This window comes from Sulfitobacter donghicola DSW-25 = KCTC 12864 = JCM 14565, from assembly GCF_000622405.1.
Taxonomy (GTDB): domain Bacteria; phylum Pseudomonadota; class Alphaproteobacteria; order Rhodobacterales; family Rhodobacteraceae; genus Sulfitobacter; species Sulfitobacter donghicola.
The window spans coordinates 2,133,704-2,155,803 of sequence record NZ_JASF01000005.1 but is presented as its reverse complement, the minus strand read 5'-3'; the positions used below and the strand labels follow the sequence as shown (position 1 = coordinate 2,155,803).

Below are 22,100 nucleotides of genomic sequence, written 5' to 3'. Positions count from 1 at the left end.
GAAATCAAATGTTGCCCTCTTCAGAGGTCCTGAATACGGCCCGTCAAAGCACGGTTCAGATAAGAGCTTTTTGGCGTGTGAATTGTAATCAGATCGCCTTGGATCGCGACAGGGCTACAGTTTGCGTTCTTCTCACGCTTGTAAATCTTCTTTCCCTCACGGCGGCGGCGTTCTTCGTAGAACTTGCGGTTCGGGTCGTCCAGACACAGCATATTGCCGCGCACTTCCCAGTTGCTCAGGGTGACACGGCGGTATTTGCCATTGTTTTCCCATGTGGAAACGCCTGTCGGCAGCATTTTCACAACAAATTTTGTTGCAGCGCCTTTACGCGGTTTGGTTTCGCTCACAACACGTAAATGCAGCTTTGTATTCGTCAATCGGTTCGTCAGCGCATCCCCAGCCAGAACATCTTCGGGATAAACCGTCTGCGCACAGGCGCTCAGCATCAGGCCAACAGCTGCCAAAGCAGCAAAAGTCTTTTTCATTTAATTCCCCCCAAGGAAAAATAGAATCTCACCTCTTCAAAATGAGGTGTCGCGCAAAAAATGAACTGTTACCAAAGTGTTATCAAGCCCGATTCTCTCGGATTTGGCGAATTTTCAATGTAAAAATATTTACACCCCCTTCCCCTGCGACACGCAAACCTCTTGCCCCTCCTCCCCCTCTGCGCCAACAAGATATCCAACCACGAGGGAGGAAAATGTCATGGGATATGCAGAGGTCTATAACGCCGCAAAAACTGATCCAGAAGGTTTCTGGCTGGAACAATCACAAGCAATCGATTGGGTCGAAGCGCCCAACAAGGCACTGTTTGATAAAGGCGACAACCTATATGAATGGTTCGCCGACGCCAAAGTAAACAGCTGCTACAACGCCGTTGATCGCCACGTTGAAAATGGCCGCGCCGATCAGGTCGCCGTGATCTATGATAGCCCCATCACTGGCGCCAAAGAGAAAATCACCTTTGCTGATCTGCAAACCCGCGTTGCTGGCCTTGCTGGCGCGCTGGTGGCCCAAGGCGTCACCAAAGGCGACCGCGTCATCATTTATATGCCCATGGTCCCCCAAGCGATCGAGGCGATGCTGGCCTGTGCGCGTATCGGCGCGGTCCACTCGGTTGTGTTTGGCGGCTTTGCGGCGCATGAACTGGCCGTACGCATTGACGATTGCGAACCAAAGGCGATCATCGCGGCGTCTTGTGGTCTCGAACCAAACCGCACGGTCCACTATAAACCGCTGCTCGACGATGCGATTGAACAATCCAAGCATAAACCAGACACCTGCATCATCCTGCAACGCGAACAGGAAATCTGTGACCTGATCGAAGGCCGCGATCTGGAATGGAACGCCGCCATCGCGCTTGGCACCCCAGCCGATTGCATTCCGGTTGAGGGTAACCACCCCGCCTATATCCTCTATACGTCAGGCACCACAGGCGCGCCAAAGGGTGTGGTGCGCCATACCGCTGGCCACCTTGTTGCGCTGAACTGGACCATGAAAAACGTCTATCAATGTGATCCGGGTGATGTGTTCTGGGCGGCCTCCGATGTGGGTTGGGTCGTTGGCCACAGCTATATCGCTTACGGCCCGCTGATCCACGGCAACACCACCGTGGTGTTTGAGGGCAAACCCGTCGGCACCCCCGATGCAGGCACCTTCTGGCGCGTGATCGAAGAGCACAACGTGCGCAGCTTTTTCACCGCCCCCACCGCCATCCGCGCCGTGAAACGCGAAGACCCTAAAGGCCTTGAGATCAAAAAATACGACATCTCAGGCCTGCGCGCCCTCTACCTCGCGGGTGAGCGCGCCGATCCAGACACCATCGTCTGGGCCCAAGAAAGCCTTGGCGTGCCAGTGTATGACCACTGGTGGCAGACCGAAACGGGCTATTGCATCGCAGGCAACCCTGCGGGGCTAGAGGCGCTTCCGGTGAAAATCGGCTCTCCCACCGTGCCAATGCCAGGGTATGATGTGCAAATCCTCGACGATGCTGGCCACCCCCTTCCTGCGGGTGAGCTGGGCGCGATTGTGATCAAACTGCCCCTGCCCCCTGGTACGCTGCCAACCCTGTGGAACGCCGAAGACCGCTTTCAGAAAAGCTATCTGCACGCCTTCCCCGGTTTCTATGAAACGGGCGATGCGGGCATGATTGACGAAGATGGCTACCTCTACATCATGGCGCGCACCGATGACGTGATCAACGTCGCAGGCCACCGCCTGTCCACAGGCGCCATGGAAGAAGTCCTCGCCAGCCACCCAGATGTGGCCGAATGCGCCGTCATCGGCGTGGCAGATGCCCTCAAAGGTCAGGCGCCTATGGGCTTTGTCTGCCTCAACAGCGGCGTGAACCGCCCGCATGAGGAAGTCACGAAGGAATGTGTGAAACTCATCCGCGATCAGATCGGCCCCGTCGCCGCGTTCAAACTGGCGCTGGTGGTGGATCGCCTGCCCAAAACCCGCTCAGGCAAAATCCTGCGCGCCACAATGGTGAAAATAGCCGATAGCGAAGCTTTCAAAATGCCCGCCACCATCGACGATCCCGCAATTCTGGACGAGATCAAAGAGGCGCTGCAAGCCATCGGCTTTGCCAAAGACTAAGCCTCCACCCCAAAAACCCGAGCATAGCGGCCAACCTCACCGCTATGCTCAAATGCCCGCCACGCGGACGATGTGTGAATTCGCGGCGGCGACCCAACAGCAGCTTTCCAACAACGGCGTTTTAGGTGTGTATGTGCACAGGTTCCACTAAGTTTGGTGGAAGTCGGCATCGCAAATTCGGGGTTCATGCCGAGTAATTTTGGGCTATAGTTTTGTCATTCAGTTCAGAGAGTTTTATGACAGAGTTTGACATCTACTGCCTTAACAAGTCACCCGAAGATCGGCAGAGTCTTTCGCCCATACGAGATTTGATCTTGTCTACTTCACCAGAACTCGGTGAATTCAGGGCCCACTTCTACTTGGTTTATCACATCGGGTCAGTCGTTGTCGTAAAGCTGCATCTTAATGCTAAACAGCAGCCACAGCTCACCTTTTTGAATGGCTCCGATCTTATCGATAAGAAAAAGCTGCTCAAGGGAAAGAGCTTGTCTCGTAAGGTATCCATTTCCAGCCCTGCGTATTTTGAAAAGAACAAAGACTTCATCCGCGATCTTGTCGAAGAATCATTAGAAATCATGACCTCTCGGTGGGACGGCGTGACGCAAATCGCCGAACGCGATAAACTTCGGCCAGACCAACCTAGCCCTTAGTCAGTCACTGAGGGTCGCGAGGGAAGTTGACCTGTGCCCCAAGTCTCCTCCAGCTTGGCGCGGAGTCCTTGGGGTTAAATCTTTGGCCTTAGGCAGCCATTTTGTCCATTGTCTTTCTCTGCAAAAATTCCATGGGCGTCAGGTTGCCCAAAGCTGAATGTGGTCTGCGCCAGTTATAGTCTTCTTGCCATTCCTCCAGCGTTTGTCGGGCTTCGCGCAATGTGCCGAAGAGCGTTTCATTGAGGCATTCATCCCGCAGCTTACCGTTGAAGCTTTCGACGAAGCCGTTTTGCTGGGGCTTTCCAGGCGCGATGTAATGCCAATCAATGCCTGTATCCTGAACCCATTTGAGGATCGCCATGCTGGTGAACTCGGTGCCGTTGTCCGACACAATTGTCTTCGGCATACCGCGTTCAGCGATGATCTTACCCAGCTCACGCACGACACGATGTCCTGAAAGAGACGTGTCCGCGACCAACACTAGGTTCTCCCGACTGTAATCATCCACGACGGCAAGAATGCGGAAGCGACGTCCGTCTGTCAGCGCGTCTGATACGAAATCCAAGCTCCAGCGTTGGTTCGGACCGTCGGGCAGTACCATCGGTTTCCTTGTGCCCAAAGCGCGCTTTCTGCCGCCTCTGCGGCGCACCTGCAGCTTCTCTTCGCGGTAGATGCGCCTGACCTTTTTGTGGTTCACCTCGAAACCCTCCCGCGCGATCATCACATGGACACGGCGGCACCCAAACCGTCGACGTTCTCTCGAAACGCGTTTGATAGCGTCTCTTAGTTCAGCATCATCGCTGCGTCGCGATAGGTACCGAACCGATGACCGATCAACTTGCAGAACATCACACGCCCGCCGCTGGCTGACCTGATGTTGTTCCATCAGGTGCGCCACAGCTTTCCGCTTCAAGGCAGGCGTCACCACTTTTTTGAATTGATATCTCGCAGCATGGCGTTGTCCAGCATCTGCTCCGCTAGCAGCTTCTTCAGCTTGCCATTCTCATCCTCAAGTGCCCGCAAACGCTTCGCATCAGACGGTTCCATGCCGCCATACTTTGATTTGTATTTGTAAAACGTCGCTGAGCTGATCCCATGCCGCCGACATACATCAGCGGTCTTCTCGCCAGCTTCCTGTTCCTTGATCATCGCAATGATCTGTTCATCCGTAAATCGTGCCTTCATTTGTCCGTCCTTTTGTTGGGCGGACTCTACACAAATTTGGAGGAGTTTTAGGGGCTCAGGTCAAAGTGTGTGCCGCACGTCCTCGTTTTAGAAGGATCCCAAATCAAGCTGCTTTATAGCGTCAAAAACCGGCTCAAAACCCTTGTGGTTGTTAACGGTTTTGGGCTTCCCTTGGGTAGCAGAAATTTGTCCACAAAAGAGCGCAGCTCTGTTCCGAGTTCAAACCAGCCCTCAGCGGCAGCTCCACCACAACAACCTACTACCGCTGCCCTTAGCTAAACTGCTCCGAGATCAGCCGCTCTTCCAATCCATGCCCGGGATCAAACAAAATCCGGTGCGAAATGCTTGGTTCGGATCGGATTTCAACGCTGACAACATCGCGATAGCTGGTGCCGTCCGCGTCCGCCATAACGGGGCGCTTTTCTGGCTCAAGCACATCAAAACGCACTACCGCCGTTTTTGGCAATAGCGCCCCCCGCCAACGGCGCGGGCGAAAGGCCGCCACCGCCGTCAGGGCCAAAACATCCGCACCGATCGGCAGGATCGGGCCATGGGCTGAATAATTATAGGCGGTTGATCCCGCAGGCGTGGCCACCAGCGCCCCATCGCAGACCAGCTCCTGCATGCGCAGGCGTTCATCCACCGTGACTTGCAACTTGGCCGCTTGCGGCCCCTGCCGCAGCAGCGCAACTTCGTTGAGCGCCAGCCCCTCCGAAACAGTGCCATCCACATGGGTGGCTTTCATCGACAAAGGGTTAATAACCTCTTCTTCCGCCGCATCCAGCCGCTTGCGCAGATTGCTTTCGGCGTATTCGTTCATCAAAAACCCGATGGTGCCACGGTTCATCCCGTAAACAGGCGCGGGCAACTTTTGGGTGGCGTGCAGCGTTTGCAGCATGAAACCATCCCCGCCCAGCGCCACAATCACATCCGCCTCTTCGGGCAAAACATCACCGTAACGGCCAATCAACGCCGCGCGCGCTGTCTGTGCCACCGGTGTCCGGCTCGCCAAAAAGGATAGTTTCTGAGGCATCATGTTTCCGATCTGCGCCGCTTTCCACTCTAACACCCACAATAGGCCCATGTGCGCCAGCGATGCAGCCCTAAATCGCCTAATCCATGAAAAAGATAGCTGCACAACCGAATTGGCGCATCTATCTCACGCTCAGTCGCTTTCGCATCTTCACCTTCTCTCGGGTTTCCGATACGAAACACGAAACCGCAGCACTTGTCCAAGGACCTAAAATGTCAGATTTCTTCACCCGCAAGCTCGCCGATTCCGATCCAGCCATCGCAGAAGCCATCGGCCTTGAACTGGGCCGCCAGCGCGACGAGATCGAATTGATCGCCTCCGAAAACATCGTCTCAACCGCCGTCATGGAAGCCCAAGGCAGCGTGATGACCAACAAATACGCCGAAGGCTACCCGGGCCGTCGCTACTATGGCGGTTGCCAATTCGTCGACATCGCCGAGAACCTCGCGATTGAACGCGCCTGCGAACTGTTTGATTGCGGCTTTGCCAACGTCCAGCCGAACTCTGGTTCACAAGCCAACCAAGGTGTGTTTCAGGCGCTGCTCCAGCCCGGTGACACCATCCTCGGCATGTCACTGGACGCAGGCGGCCACCTGACACATGGTGCCAAGCCAAACCAATCAGGCAAATGGTTCAACGCCATCCAATACGGCGTACGCAAGGAAGACAACCTGCTCGACTACGATCAGGTTCAGGCCCTCGCAACCGAGCACCAGCCGAAAATGATCATCGCAGGCGGCTCCGCCATTCCGCGCCAGATCGACTTTGCCCGCATGCGCGAAATCGCTGACAGCGTTGGCGCCTATCTGCACGTCGACATGGCCCACTTTGCGGGTCTGGTGGCGGCGGGTGAGCACCCCTCCCCCTTCCCACATGCCCATGTTGCGACAACAACCACCCATAAAACCCTGCGCGGCCCACGCGGCGGCATGATCCTCACCAATGACGAGGCACTGGCGAAAAAGCTGAACTCGGCCATCTTCCCAGGCATCCAAGGCGGCCCGCTGATGCATGTCATCGCAGGCAAGGCCGTGGCCTTTGGCGAGGCACTGCAGCCAGAGTTCAAAACCTACATCAAACAGGTTATCGTCAACGCACAGGCGCTATCCGATCAGCTGATCAAAGGTGGTCTGGACACAGTAACGCATGGCACAGACACCCACGTCGTGCTGGTGGATCTGCGCCCCAAAGGCGTGACAGGCAACATCGTGGACAAGGCATTGGGCCGCGCCCACATCACCTGCAACAAAAACGGCGTGCCGTTTGACCCTGAAAAGCCAACCGTAACCTCCGGCATCCGCCTCGGCTCGCCCGCAGGGACCACACGCGGCTTTGGCGAGGCCGAGTTCCGCCAGATCGCCGATTGGATCATCGAGGTCGTCGACGGCCTTGCTGCCAACGGTGAAGAAGGCAACGCAGCCGTTGAAGCCAAGGTAAAAGGCGAAGTAGAGGCCCTGTGCGCCCGCTTCCCAATGTACCCCAACCTGTAAAAACACCGCGCGCCCCGACATCGGGGCGCGCAATTCGTTACAAACGATTTTGTTTTGCCCCCCCATGCGGGCAACTGCACGCCCCCCCCCAATGCCCCACGCCCAACAATGACCGCCGCGGCCAAGCGTTTGCGGACCCAGCCCCATTTTGACTAAGCGCCCTAATTAATATTTGGGATCATACTATTTACAGCATTCGCCCCCCTGCTACGGTACCCTTGGAATTCCTTAGGAGTGAGGCCCATGCCAACGTTCATCCAAACAATCCCCGAAACCGTCAAAGGCGCAAGCGCCTACAATGGAGATGGATTGTTTACCCGCGTGAAGCGTACAAAGGGTGAAATACTGTGCCATCTCGACGGCCAAATCATTGACCACAAAGAGGATTTTGACCTTCTGTCAACGCAGGAATGGAATGCGTTAGATGACACCCTGATCCTTTTGCGCGACCAACCGACAAGCTATTACTTGATCAACCACAGCAAAACGCCAAACCTCACCATCGACCCCAAGACCTATGCACTGGTTGCCAAAAACGATATCCCAGCAGGAGATGAGCTCTTGCTCGATTATCTCGAAAACGGGTTCCCCCAGAAATACCTCATGTCAGATCGGTGCGCTTACCTCAGATGAAATTTGTATTTATTACCGCTATTCGAATAGCGCCAAAACACTGGATATCTTGGCGGCAACATCTCTCTACGTTGTTTGCACAAAACGTGGCCCTTGAGGGCTTCACTTGTCATAACGGCAAACGATCCGAAGTTTTGGTTCAGGACTCCCAAGAAACCAGCCTTGCCGAGACCTCTACAGGGGCCATGCTCGCGGCCTTAAAAGCCCAAGATCTCTTTGCAAAAGAACTCCCCGCATTAGGGGACCACCCAAATGACAGATCCACGCTCGTTGTGCTGCAAACAGGTGAGGTGTGCCGCGTGGATTTCGTTGAGATGGACCACGAGAAAACCCAAGACCAACATGCCGATATACTCGCAATTATCCGTAAGGAATTGCCCGAGATTGCAAAACACCTAAGCCATGTTAAGCCGAAAAATCTCGACCTTGATAAACTCGTGCTTGTGGAAAACACGGCGATCCATACTCTCATGTGTTTCGATCAAACCGACAGCCGCCAACAGGCCCGCGTTTCCGAATTTTTGGGGCTGGAAGGGTTGCAGCTGCGCGAAAGCGACCCTGAAAACAGGCCCTTCGCCCCCGGATGGAGCTATTCCTCCTTGGCGCGAACCGATTTGCTCAGCATCACCCGCTTTGCCGCTGTGGTGATGCGTCTCCAAGGTGTTTGGTACCAGCAACGCGGGCAAAGGGATTTTTGCATTGAACAAACAAGTCTGCTGGCAAAACACCAAACAATCGAGAGCGATATCACCTCAAGCCACGAAGTAGTGCGCAGGCTTTTTGATGTCACCGTTTGGGGGCATGAACTGCGCGATTTTTCGGCCAACCTCAAACCATGGCTAAAAGTAGCGTTTGACGATCTTTATCAGTTTTGGGACATGGCCGAAGAAAGCGACTATGTCGAAAAAACCCTTCGGTATTCACACGAACTTTTGGCGTCAGGCTATCAGTCACGGATCTTGATTCAGGAGCGGCAACAATCGAGGCTGCTGTTTATCGTCGCCGCCGTCGGGCTTTTGGGTATTTTTGGCAGCTTGATGAGCATTTGGACAGCTCTGGAATGGGGAACCATCGTCAGCAATGGATATTGGGCTACGGATAGCGGAAATATCATTCTCTTTTCGCTGATAGCTGCAAATGTCGTCATCCTCGCAGCGGTGCTATACCGCTTTGTGACGACCCAATTCAAATAATCCATGACCTCGCTATAGGTCGCCACCCCAAACGCTAACGGCTTCAAGCCCCAAGTACCCTAGGGAAACGCATCATGATCATTCACCCCGCTGGCTCACGCCCCTCAGGCAAAGGCCCATCTGAATATTTCACCGGAACCGTGCGGATGGACCCGCTGATCAGCACGCCTGCCCCCGCCCGCCTGCGCGGCGTGACCGTAACGTTCGAAGCTGGCGCGCGCACCGCGTGGCACACCCACCCGCTAGGCCAAACGATCATCGTCACCGCAGGCATCGGGTTGGCCCAGCGCAAAGGCGGCCCCATCGAGGTTATCCGCCAAGGCGACACCATCTATTTCGAACCGGATGAAAAACACTGGCACGGCGCCGCGCCAGATGTCGCCATGACCCATATCGCGCTGCAAGAAGAGCTGGACGGCATTTCCGTTACATGGATGGAACACGTCACCGACGCAGAATATTCGGCCTAGACGTAACCGCGCCACCACAGCCAAACAACGAACAAAACGATAACCAGCAACAGGTTCGCAACAATGGCGCCTGTCAGGCTTAGGATGCGGGATTTGCGCTGCTCGGCGACATCGATGGCTTCCAGATGGGCGCGCATTTTGTCATAGGCCTGATCCACCTGCGCGGCATCCACCTGACGGGCTGTTTTCGGGTTATGCGCCAGCATCTCGGCCCGCATTAACTCGGCCCCGCTTTTGCGTACCGATTTCGGCAGCCGCCGCCCCGCTCGGCGCAAAGACTGGCGCAGATCGCGCCCCCGCACATCCAGCTTTTGCTGCATTAAACCGCGCAGCTTGCGCGACTTGGCCGCCATATCTTTATCGGTGATCATAAGGGATGTTTAAGGTGCTGGCCTTGGCGCTGCAATGGCGCTAGGCCTGTCTTATGCTTAGTTACACCGAATTTGGCGAAAGCCACACAAACACGCCCCCCCTTGTCATTGCCCACGGCCTGTTCGGCTCTGGCCGCAACTGGGGCGTGATCGCCAAACGCCTATCCGACACCCGCCGCGTGATCACCCCCGATATGCGCAACCACGGCCAAAGCCCGCGCAAAGACACGCAAACCTATCCCGATATGGCCCAAGACCTCGCCGAGCTAATCCAGCACATCGGCGGCCCTGTTGACTTGTTAGGCCACTCCATGGGCGGCAAAGCATCCATGGTCATGGCCCTGCAACACCCTCAGCTGTTGCGCCGCCTGATCGTCGCCGATATCGCGCCCGTGCCCTATGCGCACACCCAATCCCACCAGATCGACGCGATGAAAGCCGTTGATCTGAACGCCGTCACCCGCCGCTCCGAAGCAGCAGAGCAGCTGGGCCAACAAGGCGTCGAACCCGCCCTGCAAAGCTTTTTCACGCAGTCGCTGGACGTTGCTGGGAAACAGTGGCGGCTGAACCTCGATGTCTTGGATGCCCAAATGCCCCATATCATCGGCTTTCCCGAGGTCTCAGGGACCTTCGAAAACCCCACGCTGTTCCTCACAGGCGCCGATAGCGACTATGTCACGCCGCAGGATCGCCCGCGGATCAAATCCCTGTTCCCAGCAGCCAAATTCGCCAAAATCCCGCAATCAGGCCACTGGCTGCACGCCGACCGCCCCCGCGAATTCGAAGCCGCCGTGCGCACCTACCTCGACAGCTAACTAGCCGCCCAGCTGCGGCCGCATTGCCTGATAAACAACCGCCGCAGCCACATTGGCAAGGTTGAGCGAGCGCACCCGCTTGTCCAACATCGGCAGGTTAAAGACACGGTCCTCCATGCCCTCCAACACCTCAGGGGGCAGGCCCGCAGATTCGCAGCCAAAGACCAGATAAGCATCGCGCGGATACTCGGGCTCATAAAACGTCTGCGCGCCGTCTTCTTCATAGAAATGCAGCTGGCCGCGCTCGGGCTGACGGTCCTCCAGAAAATGCGCCCAACTGTCATATTCAGACAAGTTCACATGCTTCCAATAATCCGTCCCCGCACGGCGCACCGATTTTTCATCCAATGAAAACCCGTAAGGCTTGATCAAAATCAGCTCAAGGTCCAGCGCCACACAGGTCCGCCCAATTGCGCCCGTGTTATAAGGGATCTCAGGCGTCACAAGCACCATTTTCATCTTCGGTTCAGACATCACAACAACCCGCTCTCTTAAAGGCAAAGGCAAGACCACCTCAGCAATCCCTGCCCTCCTACCCCGCCTCAAGGGGCACAAACAACGCCAACCTGCCATTTTACCCAAGCCGATGCCAAAACCAGACATGGGGCGCGATCGGCATAGATGTCTGCTATGCGCCAAAGTTGCCGTTGATCGTAACGGACTGAATGGCTGCTATGAGCAGAGAGCAAAGCCACCAATTTCATTGACGTTTTCCTTGAGCCGTTCTTCGAGGTCCTGGAAACCATCAGTATCAAAGTAGAAGTTTTCCATCTAAGCGTCCTTTCTGCGTTGCGCTTGAAGTGATCCGCCAATTTGAACAGCCAAATGCAAAACCAGTTTGGAACACGAGAGCAGACATTCGCGCACAATGCGACATTGGTAGGTTGGCTCATACCCGCCCTTCACCGCAACTTGCTCAAACATCCGCTTTGATCCCTCCCAACCTTTTCCACTAAACCTCTCTACACCTTCAGACGTTAGAAAAACGCCCTCTCCACCGTTGAATAGGGTTGGATCCGCTTCCCATGACGCCCAACGGTGCTTGTTACAAAAAACTTAACTGATTCCATCTTGCACCCCGCCACACAGCGCCTATAACCGCACAAATTTGCCAAAAAATAGGGGGCTGACGCCATGCCAAAGAGAACCGACATCCAGTCGATCATGATCATTGGTGCGGGGCCTATTGTCATCGGACAAGCCTGCGAATTCGACTACTCTGGTGCGCAAGCCTGTAAAGCGTTGAAAGAGGAAGGCTACCGCGTCATCCTCGTGAACTCCAATCCGGCGACCATCATGACAGACCCCGGTCTGGCAGATGCCACCTATATCGAACCCATCACCCCCGAGGTCGTGGCGAAAATCATCGAAAAAGAACGCCCCGACGCGCTGCTGCCCACCATGGGCGGCCAGACGGGGCTGAACACCTCGCTGGCGCTTGAAGAAATGGGCGTGCTGGAAAAATTCAACGTCGAGATGATCGGCGCGAAGCGCGAAGCCATTGAAATGGCAGAAGATCGTCAGCTCTTTCGCGAAGCAATGGACCGTCTGGGCATTGAAAACCCCCGCGCGACAATCTGCACAGCACCCAAAGACGCCGACGGCAAAAAAGACCTCGCTGCGGGTGTGGCGCTGGCGCTGGAATCGCTTGAGGAAATCGGTCTGCCTGCCATCATCCGTCCTGCCTTTACCATGGGCGGCACCGGCGGCGGCATTGCCTATAACCGCGAAGACTATGAATTCTACTGCCGCTCGGGCATGGACGCCTCGCCAATGGGCCAAATCCTGATCGACGAATCCCTGCTGGGCTGGAAAGAATACGAAATGGAGGTGGTGCGCGACACGGCAGACAACGCCATCATCGTTTGTTCGATCGAAAACGTCGACCCGATGGGTGTGCACACAGGTGATTCCATCACCGTAGCCCCCGCGCTGACCCTGACGGACAAAGAATACCAGATCATGCGCAACCACTCGATCGCCGTGCTGCGCGAAATCGGCGTGGAAACGGGCGGCTCCAACGTGCAGTGGTCCGTGAACCCTGCGGATGGCCGTATGGTTGTGATTGAAATGAACCCGCGCGTGTCGCGCTCCTCGGCGCTGGCGTCCAAGGCGACAGGTTTCCCGATCGCCAAGATCGCGGCGAAACTGGCCGTGGGCTTCACGCTGGACGAGCTGGACAATGACATCACCGGCGTCACACCGGCCAGCTTTGAGCCCACCATCGACTATGTCGTCACAAAAATTCCGAAATTCGCCTTTGAGAAATTCCCCGGCTCAGAACCCTACCTGACCACCGCGATGAAATCCGTGGGCGAAGCCATGTCCATCGGCCGCACCATCCACGAATCCATGCAAAAGGCGCTGGCCTCCATGGAATCAGGCCTGACCGGATTTGACGAAATCGAAATCCCCGGCGCGCCGGATAAGGCCGCTGTGATCAAGGCCATCTCTCAGACCACCCCCGACCGCATGCGCACCATCGCCCAAGCCATGCGCCACGGGCTGAGCAACGATGAAATCCACGCGACCACCATGTTTGACCCATGGTTCCTCGACCGCATCCGCGAAATCATCGACGCCGAGGAAGACATCCGCAAAAACGGCCTGCCCGTCACCGAAGACGCCCTGCGCAAGATCAAGATGATGGGCTTCACCGATGCCCGCCTTGCCACGTTGACCGGCCGCGACGAAGACAACGTGCGCCGCGCGCGCCTGAACCTCGGCGTGAAAGCCGTGTTCAAACGCATCGACACCTGCGCCGCTGAGTTCGAGGCCCAAACCCCCTACATGTACTCGACCTACGAATCCCCTATGATGGGCGAAGTCGAATGCGAAGCCCGCCCGTCGGACCGCAAAAAGGTCGTCATCTTGGGCGGCGGTCCAAACCGCATCGGCCAAGGGATCGAATTTGACTACTGCTGCTGCCACGCCTGCTATGCGCTGACGGACGCGGGCTATGAGACGATCATGGTCAACTGTAACCCTGAAACCGTCTCCACCGACTATGACACCTCGGACCGCTTGTATTTTGAGCCCCTGACCTTTGAGCACGTCATGGAAATCCTGCGGGTTGAGCAAGAAAACGGCACGCTGCACGGCGTGATCGTGCAGTTCGGCGGCCAAACACCGCTGAAAATCGCCCAAGCCCTGAACGACGAAGGCATCCCGATCCTCGGCACCACGCCCGACATGATCGACCTTGCCGAAGACCGCGAACGTTTCGCCGATCTGGTGCAAAACCTCGGTCTGAAACAGCCCAACAACGGCATCGCCCACTCTGACGCCGAGGCGCTGACCATCGCCGCCGACATCGGCTTCCCGCTGGTGATCCGCCCCTCCTATGTTCTGGGCGGCCGCGCCATGGAAATCGTGCGCGACCAAAGCCAGCTTGAGCGCTACATCTCCGAAGCCGTGGTCGTTTCAGGCGACAGCCCCGTGCTGTTGGACAGCTACCTGTCTGGCGCGGTTGAGCTGGACGTGGATGCGATCTCGGACGGGACAGATGTGCATGTCTCGGGCATCATGCAACATATTGAAGAGGCCGGCGTGCACTCTGGCGATAGCGCCTGCTCGCTGCCGCCTTACTCGCTGAGCCGTGACATCATCGAACAGGTCGAAGTGCAAACCAAAGCGCTGGCCAAAGCCCTCAATGTGGTCGGCCTGATGAACATCCAATTCGCCATTAAAGACGGCGAGATCTTCCTGATCGAGGTCAACCCACGCGCCTCGCGCACCGTGCCCTTCGTGGCCAAAGCCACCGACAGCGCCATCGCCTCTATCGCCGCGCGCGTCATGGCGGGTGAGCCGCTCTCCAACTTCCCCCTGCGCCCCGCCTATGACGCAGACGCGAAATACAACGACACCCTGCCGCTGGGCGATCCGATGACATTGGCCGATCCCAACATGCCGTGGTTCTCGGTGAAAGAGGCCGTGCTGCCCTTCGCCCGCTTCCCCGGCGTGGATACAATTCTGGGGCCTGAAATGCGCTCCACCGGCGAAGTCATGGGCTGGGACCGCGACTTCCCGCGCGCCTTCCTCAAGGCGCAAATGGGCGCAGGCACCATCCTGCCGCGCACAGGCAACGCGTTCCTGTCGATCAAAGACGCCGATAAAACCGCCGATGTGATCGACGCCGCGCGTATCTTGATTGAGCAATCCTTCACCATCGTCGCCACCCGCGGCACGGCCTCATGGCTGGCCGAACAAGGCATCCCCTGCCAGACCGTGAACAAAGTCTACGAGGGCCGCCCAGACATCACCGACATGATGAAAGACGAAGCGATCCATCTGGTGATGAACACAACCGAAGGCGCCCAAGCGGTGGAAGACAGCAAATCCATCCGCTCCATCGCGCTCTATGATAAAATCCCCTACTACACGACCGCCGCAGGCGCCCATGCCGCCGCACTGGCGATCAAAGCGCAGGCAGAGGATGATATCGGGGTGAAGCCGCTGCAGGGGTGAGGCCTCCTGCAGCTTGGCAGCTCACGCTTTAGCTTTTTCGATCGTGCATTTACTAATAGATACTTATCTCGTTTTTACGCACAATCTTTGGGAACCTTATCTGCATAAAGTGGTCTATAGCCTCACATAATCCTATCAGGCGGGAATAATGTAGCGCCCTTAGATTTGATGGATTAGCCTTCTTTCCCATCGCGAAAATATAACGCCAGTCCTCATAACTCGCAGAATAGTGGCCTAAAACATCAAGTAGACTTGCGGGGCGATTGTCACTTGGCAGATTATTGTCACCCAACCTAAGCCAGATCTCACCACTTCTCAGGCCGCTATATTTTGGTTCAAATGTGCTTTCATACAAAGATAGTATTTCTTCTCTATCAGTCTTTGGAATGTTGTTGAAGATTGTCAAAAGCTCATGCTTTTTTGGCGGCGATCTTTCACCACACGCAACACATGCTGCCTTTAGGTAAAGCTCAGTGGCAAAGGCTAAGTTTGTTGCGCAGAAAATTATCTCATGGATGGGGGGATGTGGATCAACGCCTACGCTTGACCACCCCGCAAAAATATCTTTTACAACCAACGAATTATACCTAGCAGTGGTTATGGCGAGAGCCCAGTTCCACTCTCCGATTGCATCCACCTTTTCATTCCTCCGAATATGTCGCCCGTATCAATAAAATACTTTGATCCCAGAATCCGACAAAACGCCAGTAGAATGAACTAGTAGAGCAGTATGCAAGTTAGACTATGCATCACTCTACAAGGCAATGCTCTAGAACCGACTTCATTCCCATGTAGCGCACAGCGCACAAAATTGCGGTTTCCTTCCACATAAGAGGTGCGCCTCACCCCTCATCCAAATACCGCACGGCCTCCACATCAAAAATCCGCCCGTCCTTACCACGCACCAAATTCCGCTCGCTCAGCTCTCGGTCGCCCAACCGTGCGCGCCAATCCACCCGCATCAGCTCTAGGTCAATGTCACTGGCATCTGGCCCGTCGATCAGCCCCGCCAGCCGCCCGTGCATCCATGCCGACAGCACATCGTTCATCCGCTGCTGATACCCTGGCCCCATCTTGCGGAAAAACTTCACCACGTCCTCTTCCAGCCGCAAGGTGACCCGCGTCTTGGCTTGCCGCATCTTGCCCCGTGCAATTTCGTGCCACGCATCAGGCACCCGCCGCGCGTCCAGCATTTCCTGATGCAGGTCCCATTCGATCTGCTTCATCAGGTCCACAAAATAGTTTTGATGCTCGCGCTGAATTTTCCCCATACGTCCCATGAAAACCTCCGAATTTTATCATGGGCAGCGTCGATAATTTTCGTTAACAAGTTCCGAACAATGCGTATGCACCCCCAGTGTACGTGTGGTGCACAGAATGTGACAGTTTTGCAGACAGGGCGTTATCCACAGGCATTAACCCCGCCAACCCGCAGTGATCAAAGAGGAAAACGAGATGTACACACCCGCAATTACAGGCTCTGGCCTCTTTACCCCCTCCGAGGTGATCACCAACGCCGAGCTGGTCAAATCCTTCAACGCCTACGTCGACATCTACAACGCTGAAAACGCAGACAAAATTGCCGCTGGCGACCTCCGAGCCAAGGATTACTCCTCCGAAGAGTTCATCTTTAAGGCCTCTGGCATCAACCAGCGCTATGTCATTGATAAAACAGGCATCCTTGACCCAACTGTGATGCACCCCCTGCTGCGCCAACGCAGCGATGACGAGCCAAGCCTGATGGCCGAAATGGCCCTAGACGCCGCCCAAAAAGCGCTCAAAGACGCAGGCAAAACCGCCGCCGACGTAGACGCCGTCATCTGCGCCGCCTCCAACCTAGAGCGCGCCTACCCCGCCGTCGCGATCGAGATCCAAGAGCTGTTAGAAATCAAGGGCTTCGCCTTTGATATGAACGTCGCCTGCTCCTCTGCCACCTTCGGAATTCAGGCCGCCGCAGACATGATCCGCTCTGGCTCCATCCGCAGCGCACTGGTCGTTAACCCAGAAATATGTTCTGCCCATTTAGAATGGCGCGACCGTGATTGTCATTTCATCTTTGGCGATGTTGCCACAGCTGTTTTGCTTGAACGCTCCGAGGATGCTACTGGCCCCTATTTCGAAATCAAATCAACCCGTTGCGCGACTGACTTCTCGAACAACATCCGCAACAACAACGGCTTCCTGCGCCGTTCGCGCCCTGATGGCGTGGCCGACCGCCGCGATATGCAATTCATGCAGAACGGGCGTAAAGTGTTCAAAGAGGTCTTGCCGATGGTCTCGGCCCACATTGCGAACCAGATGGCCGAAGAAGGCGTGCAAGCCTCTGATCTTAAACGACTTTGGCTTCACCAAGCCAATAAATCCATGAACGATTTTATCGGTAAAAAGGTTCTGGGCCGCTCCCCAGAAGCAGGTGAACAGCCCAACATCCTGCAGGATTACGCAAACACATCTTCCGCAGGCTCAGTGATTGCATTTGCTAAATATTCCAATGACTTAGACGACGGTGACATTGGCCTCATCTGCTCATTTGGTGCTGGGTATTCAGTGGGATCAGTTATTCTCCAAAAGCACGGTTAAGTGCTTTTGGTGGAAACCCGTTTGTGAACTTCTTCAACGCTTTCAACGCGTTCGGAATAGCGGTCCACTAAATAGTCGGAACGTCCGCGCGTGAGCCAAGTGAATTTCACCAGCTCTTCCATAACGTCCACAATACGCGCATAGAACGGACCGGCGGGCAAACGCCCTTCGCTATCAAATTCCAGCCAAGCCTTTGGGATACTTGACTGATTTGGGATCGTGATCATCCGCATCCAGCGCCCCAAAATGCGCATCTGGTTGACCGAGTTAAACGACTGCGAGCCACCCGAAACCTGCATCACCGCCAGCGTCTTGCCCTGCGTCGTACGGATGCCACCCTGTAGCGAAAGCGGCAGCCAATCGATCTGAGCCTTCATGATACTGGTCATCGCGCCATGACGTTCTGGGCTGGACCAGACCATTCCTTCTGACCACACGACCAATTCTCGCAGCTCGGCAACTTTGGGGTGCTCGGGCTCTGCCCCATCTGGTTGCGGCAAACCCGTTGGGTCAAATATCTTGGTCTCGCAACCTAGATAGCGCAAAATACGCGCAGATTCTTCGACCGCGCGGCGGGAATAGCTTTGCTCGCGCAGAGAGCCATATAGCAGCAAAATCCGTGGCTTATGGCCAGGATCACGATCAGCCTTCAGAGCTTCAACATCAATTTTCGGTAGCGCTTCAGCGACCAACGCTGGCAGCTCGTCAGACACTTTCGTCTTCCAGATGCAGCTTCATGTCCACCAGAACCTGCTGCAGCATTGTGGTCTCTTTCAGCAGGCGCTTGGCCTCATTCACCGTGATTTTGCCATCCGCGATGGATTGCTGATACTCGGCCATCAGCATCGCAAACCGCTGGCTAAGAGCGATCACATCAGCGTTCACACCGCCTACGGTATTGTCGTTAGGACGACGCTCATCATAATCAAGGTGCGCGCCTGACAGCTCGGCCAGCGCTTGCGTCAGATGGGGATATCCCGCTGCAGCTTCCAGAGCAGCAACTGCATCAACCGGCATAAAACGGTCCGCATGTTCATCGTGGTCAGAGTAATACCGGCCCAAAGTGGCCTTGGATTTCCCCGTGACCTCGCAGGCCGCTTCAACGCCAACTGCTTTGACCAACGCTTCTGTGTGCTTTTTCAAATAGTTGCCAGCAGCATCCATTAATTCAACCCTTAATCGGTATAATTCTTAAAGCAACATATCCTTCATATCTGCAGAGTCCTAGTGCAATTTCCTTCGCAAATTGTAAAAACCCCGCGACACGATTGCACGCAAGACCTTCTGACGGATAAATACGCACATGGCTAAATTATATTTCAACTACTCGACCATGAACGCGGGTAAATCGACAGTCCTGCTGCAGGCCGCGCATAACTACCGCGAACGCGGCATGGTTCCCTATCTTATGACTGCGCAACTCGATAATCGCGCAGGTGAGGGCAAGGTCGCGTCCCGCATCGGTATTTCCGAAGACGCCGACACTTATCGCGGGGATGAGAACCTATTGGAAAAGATCTCTAACCGTCTAAAACAAGGCCCCTGCGCCTGTATTTTTGTGGATGAGGCGCATTTTCTGAGCGCCGACCAAGTTTGGGATTTGGCCCGTGCCGTTGATGATCTGGGCGTTCCGGTCATGTGCTACGGGCTGCGGGTAGACTTCCAAGGGCAGCTGTTTCCGGGGTCTGCGACGCTCTTAGCTTTGGCTGATGAAATGCGTGAAATCCGGACGATCTGCCACTGCGGGAAAAAGGCGACGATGGTTGTCCGTCTGGATGCTGATGGCAATGCTTTACGCGAAGGCGCACAGGTGCAAATCGGCGGCAACGAAAGCTATGTTTCTCTTTGCCGCCGCCATTGGCGCGAAGCGATGGGCGAGAGCGTTAAACGAGGTTAGGCGGCGTATCCCCCTGCAGGAATGCCAACAAGTTCCGAACCGCCATGCGCCCCATATCCACGCGGACCTCTCTGGTTGCTGTCCCTAGATGGGGCAGTAACACCACGTTTTCCAAATCCCGCAGCTCTGATGGGACGTCTGGTTCAAATTCGTAAACATCCAGACCGGCACCGCCGATTGTCTCATTCTGCAAAGCCTCAATAAGGGCGCGCTGTTCAACAACCTCCCCCCGAGCGATATTGATGAGCCTCCCGTGGGGGCGCATCGCTGCCAGAATTTTTGCATCGATCAAATGGGTTGTCTCAGCCCCACCCGGAACCGCGATGACCAAGGCATCTACCAATGAGGCCATCTCGGACAGGTCGGGGTGAAAGGTTGCGTCAAAATCCAGCTCTTTGGGGCCTCGGCCAAAATAATGGACCGCCATATCAAAACCATAGTGGCAACGCCGTGCAATCGCCTGCCCAATGCGGCCCATGCCGACAATGCCAACCGCCTTGCCCGACAGATGCAGCCCCAGCATTTGCGTGGGGTGCCAGCCTTCCCATTCGCCCGACCGCACCAGCCGCTCGCCCTCTGCGGCGCGTCGTGCGCTCATCAGCATCAGGGTCATGGCGGTGTCTGCCGTTGCGTCCGTAACCGCGCCGGGTGTGTTGGTAACGGTCACGCCTGCGGCCTTTGCCGCCTTGGTGTCTATGTGGTTAAAACCAACGCCGAAGTTTGCCAAAATCTTGCATCGTGGCGTGGGAACATCCGCGAAAACCTCTGCAGAGAACTGATCGCCGAGCGTGCAAATAACGCCGTCAAACTCTTGCAGCGCCGCCCGCATTTCAGCTTCACTCATCACCGAAGTCTGATCCCTACGAACAACCTCAACGCCATCGAGCAAGGGATAAATTTCTTCAGGCAGGATTCTGGATACCAGTACTTTTTTCAATGCATGCGCCCTCCCGCTGGGGTGTCGTGATCGGGTGAAACCAGAACAATGCTGCCCTCTTCGTCAGGTACACCCAGCAACAGAACCTCGGACATGAAAGGTCCGATTTGGCGGGGTGGGAAATTCACAACGCCCATCACCTGTTTCCCAATCAACGTTTCTGGGCTGTAATGGGCTGTTATCTGCGCTGAGGTCTTGCGCACGCCGATTTCTTCTCCAAAATCTATCCAGACTTTGATCGCAGGCTTTCGCGCCTCGGGAAAGGCTTCGGCCTTTACAACCTTGCCTGTGCGGATGTCTACTTTCAAAAAGTCATCGAACGTTATTTCAGCCACGGGCGAGCTCCTTTGATCGGTTGGTCGCAGCCGCCACAGCCCTACGCATCAACGCAGGCAAGCCGGTTTCGGCATCCATCAAAACGTCTAGCGCGGCTTGGGTCGTGCCATTGGGGCTGGTGACATTGATGCGAAGCTGCGACGGGGTTTCATCTGCTTCCATCGCAAGGGCGCCTGCTCCGGCAACGGTGGCGCGGGCCAATTGCAAAGCCATATCAGCGGGCAGACCTTCGGCCTCGCCCGCAGCGGCAAGCGTTTCGATCATGTGGAAAACATAGGCAGGGCCAGAGCCGCTCACCCCTGTGACCGCATCGATCTGCGCTTCTTCGCTAAGGCGCACGACCTCTCCCACAGCTGACAAAAGAAGCTCTGCCTCGTCCAGCCCTTGATCGCCCGCCTGCGCGTTTGCAACGATCGCCGTGATACCGCGAGAGATAGCAGCAGGCGTATTGGGCATCGCGCGCACGATAGGGGTCTGCGCGCCCAAAGTATCTTCAAAGAACGAGATCGGCGTCCCTGCAGCGACGCTCACGAACAATGTCTTGCCATTGCCCATGTTCTGCAAACTAGGCAGTGCCTCTGTCATCATCTGCGGCTTAACCGCGACCAATACGATGGCGGGGCTCTTTGGCAATTCTTGATTGATGTGAACGCCAGTGCCCTGCAACCACGCCGATGGCATCGGATCGATCACCCAAACTGACGTGGCAGGCAATCCGCGCGCCAACCACCCCTCAAGCATGGCCGAGCCCATTCTACCGCATCCCAACAACACAAGGCCGTCAGCCGCTATTCGTGAATCTTTCATACGTCCCCCTATATCTTTGGGGGAAAGAGTTACGCGCGCCCGTAGGCCTCTGCAATGGCGACTTGCATTGCGTCTTTTGGCGTTCTGTCGCCCCAAACAACCATCTGCACCGCAGGGTAATAGCGTTCGGCACTCATCACAGCCGAGGCGATCATCGTGTCGATCTGTTCGGGGCTGGCAATATGGCCTCCTGACAGGACCAGACCATAGCGATAAACCATCATCTGCTGTTCGGCCCAATAGGTGAAGGCACCAGACCAGCAGCGGTCGTTCACTTCGTTCAGCAATCCGTATAACGCAGGGATTTTATCTGCTGGCGGATCCATATCAAAAGAACAGATCAGGCGCAGCGTTTCATCATAGGCGGACCACGCCAAAGTTAACGAATATGTGCGCCACTGCCCCTCAACGGACATAGCAATTTGTTCGTCAGAGATACGGTCAAAATCCCAATCATGATGGGTTGCCAGCGTCTCAACGATGTCGATCGGGTGAATGTCGTCTTCCAAATACTGCTCGGACAGGGCCATTTTGCCACCTTTATTGTTATACCCAAAGCGGTGAGACCTGTGATCGCCTCTGAACCTTGGGTGCTTACGCTATAGAACGCGGATTTGCCTGTGCGTCCTACAATATAT

General features: G+C 55.7%; 23 protein-coding genes. 10 read left to right on the top strand and 13 right to left on the bottom strand.

Features of this window, described 5'->3' with window-relative positions:
- Positions 1–20 precede the first annotated feature (20 nt).
- Positions 21–485, bottom strand: coding sequence for a hypothetical protein (locus Z948_RS0111720; RefSeq protein WP_025059754.1), 465 nt, complete (start codon positions 483–485; stop codon positions 21–23).
- Between the two features lie 220 nt (positions 486–705).
- Here Z948_RS0111720 and Z948_RS0111715 point away from each other — a divergent pair, with 220 nt between their 5' ends.
- Both Z948_RS0111715 and Z948_RS0111710 read left to right on the top strand, forming a co-directional pair.
- On the top strand, positions 706–2,598 hold the full coding sequence (locus tag Z948_RS0111715; protein WP_025059753.1) for a propionyl-CoA synthetase: 1,893 nt from the start codon (positions 706–708) through the stop codon (positions 2,596–2,598).
- Between the two features lie 236 nt (positions 2,599–2,834).
- Positions 2,835–3,248, top strand: coding sequence for a hypothetical protein (locus tag Z948_RS0111710; protein ID WP_025059752.1), 414 nt, complete (start codon positions 2,835–2,837; stop codon positions 3,246–3,248).
- A gap of 88 nt (positions 3,249–3,336) precedes the next feature.
- On the opposite strand, the gene Z948_RS0111705 is transcribed toward Z948_RS0111710, so the two are convergent.
- Together Z948_RS0111705 and Z948_RS0111695 are read right to left on the bottom strand one after the other, a co-directional pair.
- Positions 3,337–4,433 (bottom strand): IS3 family transposase gene (locus Z948_RS0111705; RefSeq protein ID WP_156026492.1). Its coding sequence is split into 2 segments (ribosomal slippage): positions 3,337–4,187 and positions 4,187–4,433, totalling 1,098 coding nucleotides; the frame shifts between segments, so codons are not numbered across the junction.
- 271 nt (positions 4,434–4,704) lie between these two features.
- On the bottom strand, positions 4,705–5,466 hold the full coding sequence (locus Z948_RS0111695; RefSeq protein ID WP_025059751.1) for an NAD kinase: 762 nt from the start codon (positions 5,464–5,466) through the stop codon (positions 4,705–4,707).
- Positions 5,467–5,678: 212 nt separating this feature from the next.
- Here Z948_RS0111695 and glyA point away from each other — a divergent pair, with 212 nt between their 5' ends.
- The 4 genes from glyA to Z948_RS0111675 all read left to right on the top strand — a co-directional run bounded on the left by glyA (position 5,679) and on the right by Z948_RS0111675 (position 9,252).
- A complete protein-coding gene (gene glyA / locus Z948_RS0111690; protein ID WP_025059750.1) occupies positions 5,679–6,956 on the top strand; it encodes a serine hydroxymethyltransferase in 1,278 nt (425 codons plus the stop codon).
- A 243-nt stretch (positions 6,957–7,199) separates the two neighbouring features.
- A complete protein-coding gene (locus tag Z948_RS0111685) occupies positions 7,200–7,589 on the top strand; it encodes an SET domain-containing protein-lysine N-methyltransferase (protein ID WP_025059749.1) in 390 nt (129 codons plus the stop codon).
- A gap of 71 nt (positions 7,590–7,660) precedes the next feature.
- The gene (locus Z948_RS0111680) at positions 7,661–8,782 is read left to right on the top strand and encodes a hypothetical protein (RefSeq protein WP_025059748.1); all 1,122 of its coding nucleotides are present in this window, start codon (positions 7,661–7,663) and stop codon (positions 8,780–8,782) included.
- Between the two features lie 74 nt (positions 8,783–8,856).
- Positions 8,857–9,252 (top strand): (R)-mandelonitrile lyase, encoded by a 396-nt coding sequence (locus Z948_RS0111675; protein ID WP_025059747.1) that lies wholly within the window; start codon positions 8,857–8,859, stop codon positions 9,250–9,252.
- Here the strand turns inward: Z948_RS0111675 and Z948_RS0111670 are convergent.
- The gene (locus tag Z948_RS0111670; protein ID WP_025059746.1) at positions 9,249–9,623 is read right to left on the bottom strand and encodes a hypothetical protein; all 375 of its coding nucleotides are present in this window, start codon (positions 9,621–9,623) and stop codon (positions 9,249–9,251) included. The two genes, Z948_RS0111675 and Z948_RS0111670, sit on opposite strands and share 4 nt — an antisense overlap.
- A 53-nt stretch (positions 9,624–9,676) precedes the next feature.
- On the opposite strand from Z948_RS0111670, the gene Z948_RS0111665 reads away from it, so the two are divergent.
- Positions 9,677–10,438, top strand: coding sequence for an alpha/beta fold hydrolase (locus tag Z948_RS0111665; RefSeq protein WP_025059745.1), 762 nt, complete (start codon positions 9,677–9,679; stop codon positions 10,436–10,438).
- Here the strand turns inward: Z948_RS0111665 and Z948_RS0111660 are convergent, their stop codons facing one another.
- Entirely contained in the window at positions 10,439–10,912 is a 474-nt protein-coding gene (locus Z948_RS0111660) for a tRNA (cytidine(34)-2'-O)-methyltransferase (protein ID WP_025059744.1), read from the bottom strand.
- A 660-nt stretch (positions 10,913–11,572) separates the two neighbouring features.
- Here Z948_RS0111660 and carB point away from each other — a divergent pair.
- Complete coding sequence (gene carB / locus Z948_RS0111645) at positions 11,573–14,905, top strand: carbamoyl-phosphate synthase large subunit (RefSeq protein WP_025059743.1); 3,333 nt, start codon at positions 11,573–11,575, stop codon at positions 14,903–14,905.
- Between the two features lie 52 nt (positions 14,906–14,957).
- Here the strand turns inward: carB and Z948_RS0111640 are convergent, their stop codons facing one another.
- Together Z948_RS0111640 and Z948_RS18470 are read right to left on the bottom strand one after the other, a co-directional pair.
- Positions 14,958–15,542, bottom strand: coding sequence for a hypothetical protein (locus tag Z948_RS0111640; RefSeq protein ID WP_025059742.1), 585 nt, complete (start codon positions 15,540–15,542; stop codon positions 14,958–14,960).
- Between the two features lie 205 nt (positions 15,543–15,747).
- Positions 15,748–16,185, bottom strand: coding sequence for a BrnA antitoxin family protein (locus Z948_RS18470; protein WP_025059741.1), 438 nt, complete (start codon positions 16,183–16,185; stop codon positions 15,748–15,750).
- A 175-nt stretch (positions 16,186–16,360) separates the two neighbouring features.
- Between Z948_RS18470 and Z948_RS0111630 the strand changes: the two genes are divergently transcribed.
- Positions 16,361–17,485 carry a beta-ketoacyl-ACP synthase III gene (locus tag Z948_RS0111630; protein ID WP_025059740.1) on the top strand — a complete coding sequence of 375 codons (1,125 nt, stop codon included), beginning with the start codon at positions 16,361–16,363 and terminating at the stop codon, positions 17,483–17,485.
- Here the strand turns inward: Z948_RS0111630 and arsH are convergent.
- Both arsH and Z948_RS0111620 read right to left on the bottom strand, forming a co-directional pair.
- Positions 17,482–18,198 carry an arsenical resistance protein ArsH gene (gene arsH, locus Z948_RS0111625; protein WP_025059739.1) on the bottom strand — a complete coding sequence of 239 codons (717 nt, stop codon included), beginning with the start codon at positions 18,196–18,198 and terminating at the stop codon, positions 17,482–17,484. The two genes, Z948_RS0111630 and arsH, sit on opposite strands and share 4 nt — an antisense overlap.
- Positions 18,191–18,649, bottom strand: a complete 459-nt coding sequence (locus tag Z948_RS0111620) for a hypothetical protein (protein WP_025059738.1) — start codon at positions 18,647–18,649, stop codon at positions 18,191–18,193. Before Z948_RS0111620 ends, arsH begins: the two co-directional genes overlap by 8 nt.
- A gap of 139 nt (positions 18,650–18,788) precedes the next feature.
- Here Z948_RS0111620 and Z948_RS0111615 point away from each other — a divergent pair, with 139 nt between their 5' ends.
- The gene (locus tag Z948_RS0111615; protein WP_025059737.1) at positions 18,789–19,382 is read left to right on the top strand and encodes a thymidine kinase; all 594 of its coding nucleotides are present in this window, start codon (positions 18,789–18,791) and stop codon (positions 19,380–19,382) included.
- On the opposite strand, the gene Z948_RS0111610 is transcribed toward Z948_RS0111615, so the two are convergent.
- From Z948_RS0111610 to Z948_RS0111595, 4 genes are read right to left on the bottom strand one after another with little or no spacing between them, the layout of a single operon-like run.
- Positions 19,369–20,319: a 2-hydroxyacid dehydrogenase gene (locus tag Z948_RS0111610; protein WP_025059736.1), complete on the bottom strand. Its 951-nt coding sequence runs from the start codon at positions 20,317–20,319 to the stop codon at positions 19,369–19,371. The two genes, Z948_RS0111615 and Z948_RS0111610, sit on opposite strands and share 14 nt — an antisense overlap.
- A complete protein-coding gene (locus Z948_RS0111605; RefSeq protein WP_025059735.1) occupies positions 20,316–20,654 on the bottom strand; it encodes a tRNA-binding protein in 339 nt (112 codons plus the stop codon). The genes Z948_RS0111610 and Z948_RS0111605 overlap by 4 nt, the downstream gene beginning before the upstream one ends.
- Positions 20,647–21,462, bottom strand: coding sequence for a pyrroline-5-carboxylate reductase (gene proC, locus Z948_RS0111600; RefSeq protein WP_025059734.1), 816 nt, complete (start codon positions 21,460–21,462; stop codon positions 20,647–20,649). The genes Z948_RS0111605 and proC overlap by 8 nt, the downstream gene beginning before the upstream one ends.
- 29 nt (positions 21,463–21,491) lie before the next feature.
- Positions 21,492–21,992 (bottom strand): type III secretion system chaperone family protein, encoded by a 501-nt coding sequence (locus Z948_RS0111595; RefSeq protein ID WP_025059733.1) that lies wholly within the window; start codon positions 21,990–21,992, stop codon positions 21,492–21,494.
- Positions 21,993–22,100 lie beyond the last annotated feature (108 nt).

Excerpts from the sequence above, each read along its gene's own strand:
- Z948_RS0111720 (WP_025059754.1), bottom strand. The coding sequence starts at position 485 with ATGAAAAAGACTTTTGCTGCTTTGGCAGCTGTTGGCCTGATGCTGAGC.
- Z948_RS0111715 (WP_025059753.1), top strand. The coding sequence starts at position 706 with ATGGGATATGCAGAGGTCTATAACGCCGCAAAAACTGATCCAGAAGGT.
- Z948_RS0111710 (WP_025059752.1), top strand. The coding sequence starts at position 2,835 with ATGACAGAGTTTGACATCTACTGCCTTAACAAGTCACCCGAAGATCGG.
- Z948_RS0111695 (WP_025059751.1), bottom strand. The coding sequence starts at position 5,466 with ATGCCTCAGAAACTATCCTTTTTGGCGAGCCGGACACCGGTGGCACAG.
- glyA (WP_025059750.1), top strand. The coding sequence starts at position 5,679 with ATGTCAGATTTCTTCACCCGCAAGCTCGCCGATTCCGATCCAGCCATC.
- Z948_RS0111685 (WP_025059749.1), top strand. The coding sequence starts at position 7,200 with ATGCCAACGTTCATCCAAACAATCCCCGAAACCGTCAAAGGCGCAAGC.
- Z948_RS0111675 (WP_025059747.1), top strand. The coding sequence starts at position 8,857 with ATGATCATTCACCCCGCTGGCTCACGCCCCTCAGGCAAAGGCCCATCT.
- Z948_RS0111670 (WP_025059746.1), bottom strand. The coding sequence starts at position 9,623 with ATGATCACCGATAAAGATATGGCGGCCAAGTCGCGCAAGCTGCGCGGT.
- Z948_RS0111665 (WP_025059745.1), top strand. The coding sequence starts at position 9,677 with ATGCTTAGTTACACCGAATTTGGCGAAAGCCACACAAACACGCCCCCC.
- Z948_RS0111660 (WP_025059744.1), bottom strand. The coding sequence starts at position 10,912 with ATGTCTGAACCGAAGATGAAAATGGTGCTTGTGACGCCTGAGATCCCT.
- carB (WP_025059743.1), top strand. The coding sequence starts at position 11,573 with ATGCCAAAGAGAACCGACATCCAGTCGATCATGATCATTGGTGCGGGG.
- Z948_RS18470 (WP_025059741.1), bottom strand. The coding sequence starts at position 16,185 with ATGGGACGTATGGGGAAAATTCAGCGCGAGCATCAAAACTATTTTGTG.
- Z948_RS0111630 (WP_025059740.1), top strand. The coding sequence starts at position 16,361 with ATGTACACACCCGCAATTACAGGCTCTGGCCTCTTTACCCCCTCCGAG.
- Z948_RS0111620 (WP_025059738.1), bottom strand. The coding sequence starts at position 18,649 with ATGGATGCTGCTGGCAACTATTTGAAAAAGCACACAGAAGCGTTGGTC.
- Z948_RS0111615 (WP_025059737.1), top strand. The coding sequence starts at position 18,789 with ATGGCTAAATTATATTTCAACTACTCGACCATGAACGCGGGTAAATCG.
- proC (WP_025059734.1), bottom strand. The coding sequence starts at position 21,462 with ATGAAAGATTCACGAATAGCGGCTGACGGCCTTGTGTTGTTGGGATGC.
- Z948_RS0111595 (WP_025059733.1), bottom strand. The coding sequence starts at position 21,992 with ATGGCCCTGTCCGAGCAGTATTTGGAAGACGACATTCACCCGATCGAC.